The sequence below is a fragment of the Roseivirga sp. genome (genome assembly GCF_049099775.1).
In the GTDB taxonomy this organism is placed as follows: Bacteria; Bacteroidota; Bacteroidia; order Cytophagales; family Cyclobacteriaceae; genus Roseivirga.
The window spans coordinates 271,441-284,373 of record NZ_JAGDZM010000001.1 but is presented as its reverse complement, the minus strand read 5'-3'; the positions used below and the strand labels follow the sequence as shown (position 1 = coordinate 284,373).

Here is a 12,933-nt window from a genome sequence, read left to right as displayed (position 1 = left end):
TTCAATGGTGCTTGATAGTCTTTAAGAAGAATTTAACAATACGAGAATGAAAACTGTATTAGCTTCCTTTTTAATGGTATTAGCCTTGAGTGCTTTTGGCCAGAATAAAGAAACTCGGAATGTAAGAGATTTTGACGAAATCGTAATGAGAATGTCAGGCAACGTCTACGTTAAACTGGGCAATAAAAATGAAGTGGTTTTAGAAGGTGATGATCGTGTTTTAGATCGCGTAGAAACTGAAGTGAGAGGTAGTAAACTTTCAATTGGTATGGAAAGTAGCAGAAGCTGGCGATCGAGATCGAATGGGAGAGTTAATGTCTATATCACTATAAAGGAGCTTAATGGAGTTTCAATTAGTGGCTCTGGTGATGTAATTGGTCAATCTTTATTTAAAGCAGATGATTTTTATGTTTCAATATCTGGCTCCGGTGATATGGAACTTGAGGTAGATGCTAAGAATATAAGTGCGCGAATTTCGGGCTCGGGGAATATAGAGTTATCCGGATCGGCAGAGTATGCTAAGCTTGGCATGAGCGGATCTGGTAAATACCTTGCTGAAGACTTGAAAGTGGATGATTATGAAATTACTATCTCAGGGTCTGGAAGAAGCAGTGTTAATGCACAAGAAAACCTCGATGTACGTATTTCAGGCAGTGGTAGCGTTTATTACAAAGGTCGACCTGCCGTAAATTCAAGCGTTGCTGGTAGTGGCAAGGTTCGAAGAATTAACTAAGAAAATTGACTTATAAGAATTTAAGATCCGGCTTCTGGCCGGATTTTTTGTATAAAGCTTATGAGGCCTAAAGCGATTAATCCTTGTGCTAGTATATAGGTGAACATAATCAAGAAGTCTGCTACTGCAAAAGAGACATAAAACTTATCCAAGGCCAGAATAGTATCGCTAATTATAAAAAGTGTGGCACCGATCATCACCAGCCAAAAGCTATCATAACTTGTCTTCTTCCAACGCTTTCTAGCGGTGAGACCCATTAGGCATATCACAACGGTATATAACAAAGCGGGCACGTACATTGTCCCTAGATTTCCTTTTAGGATAGAAAATATAATTAAGCCATAAATGATAAAAAGACTGTCTTGCCATTGCAGTTTCATCTTTCGTTCAGCTTCTTCATTGGCATTGAAAAAGATAAAAGCGTATAGTAAATGCACTACTAGAAAACAGCCGAGCCCTAGCAAGAAGAATTTTTCATTATCCATAAATAGGAGCAATACATCTCCTAAAAACGATAGCCCTATGGCCATTAGAAGAAACTGTTTTAGCAAAGAACTTGGACAAGTTTTGTAGACAAAAAAGAAGAGCGATGGCATTAAAAGCGACTTTGTTATGCCTAAGAGTTCATCTACTTGCAAAAGCCTACATGCCAAATCTAAAATCGCCACTACCAAAAAAGGGTAAAGTGATTTATTAATCTTCATCTTGTATATATCTTCTAAAAACTCTGTTGGACCAATCTAGTCCAAAATTTAAAAATAGAAAACCAGTAAAGGCCAATGCCGCACAGGTGTAAAAGGCCAACCTTAAATTTTCTGCTTCATTTCCATAAATATAACCACTGATAAATGCGCCAAGCCCGATGCCAATTTCCAATGCAATATACATGGTTGCAATGCCTTTGCCACGCGCCTTTTCAAGGCTTAAATCGATTGTCCAAGCGTAAATGGTTGGCGTATTCATACCAACTGCCACACCGAACACAATGGAACTGGCAATTAGCATGCTTTGACTGGTGGTATAGGCGACTAAGAGATCGGCCAGAACGATAGCAATTGCCGCGAATTTCAATACGATTACTCTTCCATATTTATCTGAAGCTTTCCCCGCGAGTACTCTAATAATCAATGATGAAAGAACAAAGACTCCGAAAAAAACACCCTTATTACTCTGGCTAAACCCTACATTTATGGCTAGATCAGGCATAAGCGTAAGTGCGGCGCCAAAAGAAAATGAGGTGAGCAAAAAGAATAGGGAAGGGTTGAAAACTCTTGGCTCAAAGATTTCATTTCTTTTTATTTTTAGAAGTCTTGGATGAAAACGCTGCTTGTTTTGAAGCGTTTCTTTCATTCCTGCCAATATAAGCACGGATAAAAGTGCCAAGGCGGAAGAGGTATAGAACATAGTTTCAAGGCCAAAGAGTGCTGTTATTTTTGGCCCAAAGCTTGGTCCCGCTGCCATTCCAATACTACCAAACAGTCCGGAATACCCCATGGCTTCACCCCGCCGATGTTGTGGTACAATATCAGCGATATATGCTGAGGTTCCCGTGGGTTTAAAGCCGGTTGAGAAACCATGCAAAAAGCGCAGTAGAAAGAAGGCTGAAATAGTGCCTAATAGGGGGTATAAAAATCCAACAACAAAACAGACACCTGCACCAATAATCATGACAGGAATTCGGCCTATGGTATCGGATAACTTACCACTAAAGGGTCTGGATAAACCTGCTGTGATTGTGAACAATGATATGACAAGTCCCTTTTTTTCGCCTCCTCCTAATGACGTTAAATAGTCATAGAGGTCGGGCACAATCATATTAAAACTTGCGAAGAAGAGAAACGAACTTAGGCAGAGTAATATAAACTGCAAAGAGAAGATGTTCTTCTGTTCAGTCATTATCTACTGCTGCATTAAGTAGGCTTTTATGAAGTCGTTTAAGTCTCCATCTAATACATTTTGAACATCCGTTCTTTCTACTGAAGTCCGGTTATCCTTAATGAGTTTGTAAGGGTGCAGTACATAGTTCCTTATTTGTGAACCAAAATCTACTCGCATTTTCTCGCTTTCCACCTGATCTCTGGCCATGTTGCGTTTGTCCATCTCAATCTGATAAAGTCGTGATTTCAACATGCTCATGGCACGTTCTCTGTTCTCTAATTGAGATCGGGTTTCAGTATTTTCAATGTTAATACCTGTTGGTGCGTGCTTTATCCTCACACCTGTTTCTACTTTATTAACATTTTGACCTCCAGCACCACCAGAACGGAATGTATCCCAAGAGATATCAGCCGGATTGACATGAATTTCAATGGTATTGTCTATAATCGGATAGGAGAATACGGATGAAAATGAAGTATGTCTTCTTCCGCCAGAATCGAATGGCGAAATCCTTACTAAACGGTGTACACCTGATTCAGACTTTAATTGGCCGTAAGCAAATTCTCCTTCAAATTCTAAAGTCGCTGATTTTATGCCTGCCACATCACCTGGTTGGTAATTGACTTGCTTTACTTTCATGCCATTTTTTTCGCCCCACATGATGTACATTCTCATAAGCATTTCTGCCCAATCGTTACTTTCTGTACCACCTGCTCCAGGGTTTATTTCGATCATAGCGTTGAGTTGGTCTTCCTCTCCGCTCAGCATTTTCTTAAATTCTAATGCTTCAACTACTTCTGTGGCCTTCTCAAATTCTTTTTCGATTTCGGCTTCGTCTCCTTCGCCCATTTCAAAGAATTCGTATAAAGTCTCAAGATCTTCTACCACGCTGTTGGCTTCTTCGAAGCCTTTCGTCCATACTTTTTTAGAACGAATGGCCTTTAATACCTTTTCGGCATCTTTAGGATTATTCCAGAAATCGGGTTGTGCAGTTACTAATTCTTCTTCTTCTACCTCTCTACGCTTAACATCGTAGTCAAAGATACCCCCTCAAAGCCGCTACTCTGGCCTTTAAATCCTTCAGCTGATCTGCTGTCATGGTGTTTGCAATTTAGATTGCAAATGTGGTTAAATGGGCGCTATAATTCAAGAGAATGTAGACTTGAAGTTTGACGAGTTGACGCTAATATTGAGATTTCTAAAAACCGACGATGTAGACTTCGAATTTTGGATTGGTAAGATCTACTTTTTTACGTCTCATCCATTTTAGAGCAAAACCTGTGAGTACTAATGCTCCACTTGTAGTAGTAACCCCTTCATCAAGAGAAATAGGATTACCATCGATGACGGAGTCATTGAATATATCTAGGGCTAAATAGCCAATACCTGCAATAGGAAGCACATCTTCAACGCCCCTCCATATTGGGGCTCGGTTGGAAAATGCCTCAGACACATTAATTGTCTGAATTTGATTAAGCCTCAGAATATTGTTCTCAAGTACTATTGTACTGTCCGCGAATTCCGTGATTCTATCTCTGAAAAATTGGGTGTTACCTTTTTGCAAGTATACGAGGTAGTTACCAGGTCTGTACTCGTACCTTCTGGCACTGCCTTTTTTTCTGACCACCATATAGGACTGGGCCGAGATGGACTGAAAACAAAAAAGCAGCCCTAGGATGAAAAACAGTTTATTTATCTTCATTGGGGCTGCTAAATAAGGTAAAAATCTCGTTAAGTAATGTTAAACTTTATAAGTCCAACCATACCTGTCTTCAACGGCTCCTGTACGGATATCGTTGAGTTCTTTGAGTATTTTTATTGAGAATTCTCTCTCTGCAGGATCGCTTAACTCATAAACCTCATCTTCGAAACCAATTTTACCAATTGGCGCGATAGTAGCTGCGGTTCCAACACCAAAAACTTCTTTTAACGAACCGTCTTTGGCGGCTTCTATTATTTCTTTAACGGCAATACGTCTTTCCTCTACCTTCATACCCCAATCTCTGGCTATGGTCAATACACTATTTCTAGTAATACCATTTAAGATTGTACCTGAAGTAGGGGCTGTTAGTAAAGTGTCGCCTACAATAAACATGACATTCATTGTGCCTGACTCTTCAATATATTCGTGCGTTTTACTATCTGTCCATACTAACTGATGGAATCCTTTTTCCTGAGCCAATTTAGCAGGGTAAAGGCTTGCACCGTAGTTTCCGCCAGCTTTTGCAAAACCAGTTCCTCCTTCAAATGCTCGAGAGAATTCTGTTTCGATTTTTACGTTGACAGGTTGTGTGTAATAAGCGCCTACTGGACAGGTGATGATCATAAACCTGAAATTGTCAGAAGGACGAATTCCGATGTATTCATCCGTACCAAAAATGAATGGACGAATATAGAGTGATGTTCCAGGTTTTGAAGGTACCCAGCTGCTATCTAGTTTAATGAGCTCGGTTAGTGCCTCCATGAATAGATCTTCAGGAAGCTCAGGGATACACATTCTTTCTCCAGAAACGTTTAGTCTTTTAGCATTTGCCTGCGGTCTAAAGATTAATACTTCTCCGTCAGGGTTTCTGTATGCTTTCAGGCCTTCGAATACAGTAATAGCATAATGTAAAGTTGTATTGGCAGGACTGATTGAAATATTTTGATAAGGCGTAATTCTTAGATCTTGCCATTCACCATCGATGTAATCAGCGGTAAACATGTGATCCGAATAAAGCTTTCCAAAAGGGATATTGTTTTCATCAAGCTCGCTTATTCTTGAATTGTTTGTTTCTTGAATACGAATCGTCTGAGTATCTATCATAGTGAGCTCTTTTAATGATTAAGGTCTGCAAATGTAGTGCAGGAAAGCACAAATTGCAAACGGTTGTTATGGTGTAAAATATTAATATTCAACAACTTACAATGATATTTCGCCAAACTTTATTTTGGTGAATTACTCTTGCTTAGAGGGAATATTTTGTAATTAATTTAGACCGCGCAATTATCAGCTGATTACGTTATTTGCTCTTTCTTGGTTGCCATAGCACCTCTTCTGCTTCTAGCTCTTGCGCCATTTTTCTACCAAGTACAAATAAGAAATCTGAAAGTCTATTTAAATATCTGATCACTAATGGATCAACATTTTCATGATCACTGAGGCTAATGGTAATCCTTTCAGCTCGCCTGCAGACACACCTTGCGATATGCGAAAACGATACTGCTTGATGCCCTCCTGGTAATACAAAATTAGTTAGGGCTGGCAGTTCTTCATCCATGTTGTCCATGGCATTTTCCAAAAGCGTAATGTCCTTTTCAAAAAGGTCGGGCTTTACTACTTTATCTTTTCCAGGTTCAGTTGCTAATTCAGCGCCTAGTGTAAACAGTCGATCTTGAATTTCTTTTAATAAGTCTTTTCTGATATTATTTACTTCCTGATCACGAAGTAAACCGATGTGGCTATTAAGCTCATCGACGGTTCCATAGGCTTCTATTCTGATATGTGCCTTAGAAACACGAGCACCACCCAATAATGAGGTGGTGCCTGAATCTCCTGTTTTTGTATATATCTTCAAATCCTAAGCTTCTTCCTCTACTACTTGGTTTTTCAAAGGATTAATGCGCGTAGGATTATCGTTAACTACATCAGTCTCAACAAGACCATCTCTAAGTCTAACGATTCTATGAGAGTATTGCGCAATATCGTCTTCATGTGTTACCATAATAATGGTGTTTCCTTTATCATGTAGCTGCGCAAAAAGATCCATAATGTCGTATGATGTTTTACTATCAAGGTTACCTGTTGGCTCATCCGCTAGGATAATAGAAGGGTCGTTTACAAGTGCTCTTGCAATAGCAACTCTCTGACGCTGTCCACCTGATAATTCATTTGGTTTGTGATGCGCTCTATCGCCCAATCCTACACCAGTAAGTGCTGCAAGAGCTTTCTCCTCTCTCTCAGATTTACTGTAACCAGCATAAATTAACGGAAGGGCTACGTTTTCTAAAGAGCTTGCTCTAGGTAAAAGGTTAAACGTTTGGAATACAAAACCAATCTCTTTATTACGAATTTCAGCTAATTCGTTTTCCGTCATGTCACTTACATCATTGCCATTCAAGATGTACTGACCTCCAGAAGGTGTATCAAGGCATCCGATCATGTTCATAAGAGTAGACTTACCAGAACCAGATGGTCCCATGAAAGAAACGTACTCTCCTTGATTAATACTGATGCTTACGGATTTCAAAGCTCTAATCGTTTCGCTACCCATTTGGTAGATCTTTGAAATATCTGATGTTTGTATTACAGGTTTACTCATATTCGTTTGACGTCAGTAACGGATGAAAAGTTTAATACACTACTAATTAATTATACAAAAGGTTTAATAATTCAAAAGAATTAAAATCCCGTCAGGCTATAAAACCTCTTTACGTAAGCGGATGCCCAACTGGATTATAGGTGAATGTGTACCTTTGATTTTAATTTATTTTCCGATTAAGTCCGCTAATCGCTCTTTTTGAATAGATTCGAATTTATCTTCAACTTCAATTATTTTTTCGGCACCAACCATAGTTTCTAGTCGGTCGATTGCTGTTTTGCCGAAACTGCTATAACCTGAGCGGGCACATTGATAGATGTAAGCGGTTAAGAGTTCTGGCGAATTTGAATTGATATTTATGGCTGAAAGTAAAATGCTATATATGTCAGGGTCCTTATCGTTATATACGCTAATCTTTTCAATGGCGCTTAAGGTCGTTTTGTGATCGAAAGCATTTAAATCGGCTATAGTTTTGAGCCTTTTGATATAGGTGGCGCTATCTAAATTGATTTTTTCATTTTCAAGGGCACCCAGCTGATCGCTAATGTCTGCCACTTCTGAGTAATTATTAAGTTCTTTTAAACCATCTACAAAGGGTTGCACTTGTGGTTCGTAGTATCCTTTTTTACTCGCATTATCGAGACTTTCAATAGTAAGATCGACTTGACCTTGATCAAATGCCCAAACGGCTTTAACGAAATAGGGAAATCCGGCTGAAGCTTGACTAGCGGCAATTGAATTTTCTATACTTCTGAATGCTTCATTTACATTTCCTTGGTTATAATGCCCAACTGCTCGGGCTATCAATAAAAAGTTATTGTACTGATCGTTTTTACTGCTGGCCAGATAGTAATCTATCGTTTGCAGTATAAAATCTTTCTCTGTATCCGATTGGTTTAAGGCAGCATTGTAAAGGTAAAATAGTGCTGGCCTAGTCAGTATTGTATCTGGATTTAGGGAAAGATTATAGGGAATAACATCGCCCTGTGCATTGGCCAATGCCTGTCGATTAATCATGACATTAATGTCATTAGTATATTTATAATTAACCGTTGTATCGAACTTAATCTTTGCCGCTAAATCATAATTCAATGCGGCAAGATTCCCCTCACTTACCACAGAGTTTGCGCTAAGGTCGTTTACGAAGTAGTTATAGGCAGAATCATAATTGCTATATCGGTAATGTGAGAGCCCTAAATTGTTTTTTGCCTCCGGACTGTTTTCGCTTTCAATTGAATTCAAAAGGGTAGTTAGCTCTTGATACAATAAATCTCTCTCCGCGTAATAGTTACTATAAGCGATTCGGGCTTTTGGACTTTCTGCGCCCCTTAAAATGTTATTGAGTTTAATCGGCACACTTTCAACTTCATCAGCGCGTTTGGCTATTTGTGCCAGAGAATAATTCGCTTTGAAGTTATAGAAATCATGAAAAACACTTTGTCGATAGTATTGATCGGTAAGAATGTCATTGCCTACTTTTTTGCCTAAAGCGGCCAGCATACCATATTGACCTGCTTTAACTTGATAATACGGTCTATTGTCTAAATAGAACATACCACCTAAAAACAAGACGAAAGCTAGAAACCTTGCTACTAAGACTGGAGCACGTAAACCCTGAAAAAACACTGGCCATACTTCAATATTTTCAAAAAGAGGTGATACAAAGTTTGCTAAAGCATAGACGAAAAATACGAGGCCAAAAGTCATATGACTGAGTATAATTACCCATTCCAATGCATTTACAATTGAGTCATTGATGGTTAAATGTGCAAATGCGATTAGGCCTAAAACTAGGCTACAACTAATAGGGTATAGCCAATTTTTCAATAGCGTTATTCCAAAAATATCTTGAATGCTATGCAGTTTTCGGTCGATACAGAAGTATCCGGATGCCATAGAAAAAACTAGGAGAACGTATGGTGTTTCCTCAAAAAGACTAATGTTTATATAACCTGTTCTTTGGAGAAAAATTAAGATGGCTAGCCATACATAGATTGTTCCAATAATCAAAAAGTGTTTAAAGCTTTCTTTGCCATTAGAAGAGCCTTGCGTAGTTAGTTTGAATAGTGTGAAAATGTTGTCACCTGCAATGAAGACTATGAAAATGGTGGAAAGTATTACGGGCCCAATTATGCCGTAAGAAATCGCTACAAGGTGCGGGTTTGTAAGGTTAGTACCTAGTAGAATTACACCGAGAATTATACCATAAAGGAGGGTAATTGCACTTATTCTAATCCAAAGTTTTGTGTTGGGGTAAAAACTATGGAACAGGTACGATACAATAGCATAACCACCTATTACGGCATAGGTCAAATATTCTTGTGCGATACCAAGTTCCTCGAGCCGCATTTGGATTAGTACAAAAACAATAATACCGGAGGTAATGAAATAGCTGAACCTATCGAGGTAGGTAACAACTGTGGAGACTGTAATCAGCGCGATGAAGAACAAACAAAACACAATGGTTTCTGGCCAACCTAAAAATTGGATTTCTCCTGTATAGAACTTTTGCCAGCTAATAATCTGGTCTACATAAAGGCCAGCAGATTCGCCATTAAGTTGGAAGTATTCAAGTAGTAAAGGTCTTGTTTTAAATGTAGTATCTACTTCCCAAGGCAATGCTAGATTATCACCGGTAAGCAGCGCATAAATAAAATATATCAGGCAAATTCCTGCAATAGAAAAACTTGCTGCTTTAAATATGTTCAAAGGTTTATTACTCAAGGGGGAATGCGCTATGGTTAAAGATTAAGAATCTCTTTTCAACACTTTAGGTACTTTGAAGAATGTACCGTCATGACTTGGGGCATTTTTTAGACCCGCATCAGTTTTTAGTTCGTTTTTAGCCTTATCGTCTCTCAACACATTCTGTTCTTTAGTCATGTGTGTGAGCGGCTCTACGTTTTCCGTGTCCAGTTCACTGAGTTTATCCACCCAGTCTAGGATATTATTCATATCGGCAACTAGTTTTTCTTCCTGTTCTGGTTGAACATTCAAACGCGCCAAGTGGGCTACTTTTTTAAGATCTTTTCTTTCAACCTTCATTTGAATAAAACTGATCTAACTCTTTTTCTATTGTATTTCTTACTTGAAGTTTCAACGCCTTTATAGCTTCATCTCCTTCACCATTTGGCCATATCGGTTTATGAACTTTCATGCTTATTAATCCAGTATGCATGGTTAAAGGCATTCTATCTGGCAAAAGTAGGTGATTGCGATGGATTGTTGCCGGCACAATTGGAATTTGTTCTTCAACTGCTATTCTAAAGCTGCCGTCTTTGAAAGAAGCCATTTGAGGAGGGTTTTTAGAAACAATTCCGCCTTCTGGAAAGAATATAATACTGAAGCCTTGTTTGATGGCTTTTGTAACTTCTATCCAGCTAGTATGTCGGCTTCGCATACTTTTTCTATCGACAAGAATGTGTAAGCGACTGTACATATAACCCCATAGCGGTACTTTTCGAAGTGAGGCTTTTCCAATGAATTTGAAGTTATGCCAGATCAAACCAACTGTGGGAATGTCGAGGTAGGAGTTGTGGTTTGTACAGAATATATAGGTTTGATGCGTTTCGAGTTTTTCTTCATACCGAACTTTCGTTCTATTGAGAAAAAGGAAAAAGAAGAACACCCGTGCCCAAATGTGGTTCAATGGAGCGGCTATGCGTTCAAGCGGTTTCACAAAAATTGCCAGTAAAAATAAGGGGAGAAGAATCAAAAAGGTTAGACCAAAAACTATAAGTCCGTAGACAGAATATATCTTGATAAGACTCTTTTTCATTCTGTTTGCGAAGATAGGTAAAGCCCAAAGAAAAAGCGCAGCTATTAACTGCGCTTTTTTATTTATAAACTAGTTGTTAAAACTAAGCGTCCTAATCTTCATCCTCTTGTGAAGAAGCATCTTCTGCTGCATCGGTGGCATCACCATGCTTTTCTTGAATATTAGCTAATACATCATTTGCAGTCATACTACCTAAATAGTCAGGCAAGTCAATTCCAACTTGTTTTGCCAAGTCATGAACTGGAGGTAAAGCACTGATAAAGTTTCTGATAAAACCTGCTGTTGCATTTGTTCCATCTCCACCAGATCCATTACCTGAATCCCAAACAGTTATCTTATCAATTTGTAAGTTAGCTAGTGCTTCTGTCTGGCGGCTTACTAGGGATTCCATTTGCTCAAGTAATAGGAGTGTAGCCGCTGCTTTACTATCGCCACCACAAGCTTCAATGATTTCCTTATAACCTGTCGCTTTAGCATTCAGCAACTCTTCCATACCTTTTGCCTCAGCTTGGAACTTTAGTAGAGTAGAATCTGCTTCACCTCGCGCAAGGTTAATCGTTTCTTGCGCTTTTGCTTCAGCATCAATGACCTGCTTACGCTTGTTGATTTCATTTCTAATGATTTCTTCTTTCTCTAATCGTGCTAGTTCAGCGATTTTCTCAGATTCTAGAATCTTTTTCAATGCCTCTGCTCTCGCCACATCACTACGTCGTTTAGCTTCTGCCTTTTGCTCTTCTAGTGCTGCAATAGACACCGCCTCTTTTGCTCTAGATTCATTTTCGCCCGCAATCGCTTCAGCTTCTAAATTCGCAATAGAGATCCTTTTCTTTGCCTCGGCCGCTTTTCTACCTTCATCGGAAAGAGCATCTTGCTCAGCCACTTGAACCTGTTGCTCGCTTGTAGCTTTTGCTTCACCAATGGCTGCTTCTGTTTCTACATTGGCAATAGCAATACGCTTTTTCGCTTCTGCTTGCTTAACACCTTCTTCAGATTGTGCTTGTTCTACAGCAACCTGAACATCCTTTTCCCTAAACGCTTTGGCTTGCCCCATAGCACCAGAAGATTCTTGCTGAGCTACTTCTACCACTGCCTGATTAATTGCCTCAGCCGCGGCCTTTTTACCAATCGCTTCAATATAGCCTGACTCATCTGTAATATCTTTGATATTTACGTTGATCAGTTCAAGTCCAATTTTATTTAATTCACTAGCCACGTGCTTATTAATTAGGCTAAGAAACTGCTCCCTGTCTTTGTTGATTTCTTCAATAGAAAGCGTAGCAATTACTAACCTTAATTGACCAATGATAATGTCTAGCGCTTGCATTTTAACTTCATCTTCGCTTAGGCCTAGGAGACGTTCAGCCGCATTAAGCATGATGCCTTCCTTTATAGAAATACCAACTGTAAACGTACTTGGAGTATTGATACGAATGTTCTGTTTTGATAAGGCACCTTTCAAATCAATCTCAATTGGTATTGGGCTCAGTGTGAGATATTGATAGTCTTGAATGATGGGGATGATCAAAGCACCACCACCATGAATACATTTAGCACTTTTTTCAGGTCCGACTTTACCATAAACAACTAATATTTTGTTCGAAGGACAGCGTTTATAGCGTGATATCAGAATGATGACGAGTACTAATACAAAGCCGACAACTATGCCGATAACCGGTGAGATTAATTCCATATTATTTATTTTCGTTATAGGGTTCAACAAGTAATTTTCCGTGAGACAGATCGTAAACAAGCACTTTGGTGCCTGTTGATATTGCCTCAGATTTGGTTTGTGCGCTATATGTTTTTAGCCCACCCTGTAGTACTAATTGTATCTGACCCTCTCCCGATTGATTTCCGGGGATAGTTAAATAAACAGTACCAGTTTTTCCAATAGCATTTTCAATCGTAACATTTCCTTTTGTTTCAATGCCTTTGAGTTTGTTTAATAAGTAAATGCTAATGATATAGAAAACGATACCCACTGCTATTGAAGTGAATAAAATGAGCGTTCCGCTCATGTCTGTTTTATCATGAGCTAGATAACCCGTCCAGCCAGCTACCGCAAAAAATGCAATGAGCGCGTTGAACGAAAAACTATCTCCAAAGCCTTCAAACTCTAATTCATCTACGTCCAAACCAAAAAGACTTAGCAGAAAAATGATGCCTAGAAGAACACTTGAGATAAGCGCAATATTCCAATAAATATCTACTGTCATATGAAAAGAGTTAAATGAAAAAGGTGA

The 12,933-nt window shown here is 38.9% G+C and carries 13 protein-coding genes; 1 reads left to right on the top strand and 12 read right to left on the bottom strand.

The window, feature by feature from the left end; all coding sequences use genetic code 11:
- Positions 1-46 precede the first annotated feature (46 nt).
- Complete coding sequence (locus JXQ92_RS01330) at positions 47-733, top strand: head GIN domain-containing protein (RefSeq protein WP_421984780.1); 687 nt, start codon at positions 47-49, stop codon at positions 731-733.
- Positions 734-753: 20 nt separating this feature from the next.
- On the opposite strand, the gene JXQ92_RS01325 is transcribed toward JXQ92_RS01330, so the two are convergent.
- The 12 genes from JXQ92_RS01325 to JXQ92_RS01270 all read right to left on the bottom strand — a co-directional run bounded on the left by JXQ92_RS01325 (position 754) and on the right by JXQ92_RS01270 (position 12,906).
- Positions 754-1,437 carry a lysoplasmalogenase gene (locus JXQ92_RS01325; protein ID WP_421984779.1) on the bottom strand — a complete coding sequence of 228 codons (684 nt, stop codon included), beginning with the start codon at positions 1,435-1,437 and terminating at the stop codon, positions 754-756.
- Complete coding sequence (locus JXQ92_RS01320; RefSeq protein WP_421984778.1) at positions 1,427-2,629, bottom strand: MFS transporter; 1,203 nt, start codon at positions 2,627-2,629, stop codon at positions 1,427-1,429. The genes JXQ92_RS01325 and JXQ92_RS01320 overlap by 11 nt, the downstream gene beginning before the upstream one ends.
- A gap of 3 nt (positions 2,630-2,632) precedes the next feature.
- Positions 2,633-3,710 (bottom strand): peptide chain release factor 2 gene (gene prfB / locus JXQ92_RS01315; RefSeq protein ID WP_421984777.1). Its coding sequence is split into 2 segments (ribosomal slippage): positions 2,633-3,649 and positions 3,651-3,710, totalling 1,077 coding nucleotides; the frame shifts between segments, so codons are not numbered across the junction.
- 99 nt (positions 3,711-3,809) lie between these two features.
- Positions 3,810-4,313 (bottom strand): hypothetical protein, encoded by a 504-nt coding sequence (locus JXQ92_RS01310; RefSeq protein WP_421984776.1) that lies wholly within the window; start codon positions 4,311-4,313, stop codon positions 3,810-3,812.
- A 39-nt stretch (positions 4,314-4,352) separates the two neighbouring features.
- Positions 4,353-5,417 (bottom strand): branched-chain amino acid aminotransferase, encoded by a 1,065-nt coding sequence (locus JXQ92_RS01305; RefSeq protein ID WP_421984775.1) that lies wholly within the window; start codon positions 5,415-5,417, stop codon positions 4,353-4,355.
- 196 nt (positions 5,418-5,613) lie between these two features.
- Complete coding sequence (locus tag JXQ92_RS01300) at positions 5,614-6,168, bottom strand: cob(I)yrinic acid a,c-diamide adenosyltransferase (RefSeq protein WP_421984774.1); 555 nt, start codon at positions 6,166-6,168, stop codon at positions 5,614-5,616.
- 3 nt (positions 6,169-6,171) lie between these two features.
- A complete protein-coding gene (locus JXQ92_RS01295; protein WP_421984773.1) occupies positions 6,172-6,912 on the bottom strand; it encodes an ABC transporter ATP-binding protein in 741 nt (246 codons plus the stop codon).
- 165 nt (positions 6,913-7,077) lie between these two features.
- Positions 7,078-9,621 carry a hypothetical protein gene (locus tag JXQ92_RS01290; protein WP_421984772.1) on the bottom strand — a complete coding sequence of 848 codons (2,544 nt, stop codon included), beginning with the start codon at positions 9,619-9,621 and terminating at the stop codon, positions 7,078-7,080.
- Positions 9,622-9,660: 39 nt separating this feature from the next.
- Positions 9,661-9,957: an Asp-tRNA(Asn)/Glu-tRNA(Gln) amidotransferase subunit GatC gene (gatC, locus tag JXQ92_RS01285; protein ID WP_421984771.1), complete on the bottom strand. Its 297-nt coding sequence runs from the start codon at positions 9,955-9,957 to the stop codon at positions 9,661-9,663.
- The gene (locus JXQ92_RS01280) at positions 9,947-10,690 is read right to left on the bottom strand and encodes a lysophospholipid acyltransferase family protein (protein ID WP_421984770.1); all 744 of its coding nucleotides are present in this window, start codon (positions 10,688-10,690) and stop codon (positions 9,947-9,949) included. The genes gatC and JXQ92_RS01280 overlap by 11 nt, the downstream gene beginning before the upstream one ends.
- 91 nt (positions 10,691-10,781) lie before the next feature.
- A complete protein-coding gene (locus JXQ92_RS01275; protein WP_421984769.1) occupies positions 10,782-12,380 on the bottom strand; it encodes a flotillin family protein in 1,599 nt (532 codons plus the stop codon).
- A gap of 1 nt (position 12,381) precedes the next feature.
- Positions 12,382-12,906, bottom strand: a complete 525-nt coding sequence (locus JXQ92_RS01270) for an NfeD family protein (RefSeq protein ID WP_421984768.1) — start codon at positions 12,904-12,906, stop codon at positions 12,382-12,384.
- Positions 12,907-12,933 lie beyond the last annotated feature (27 nt).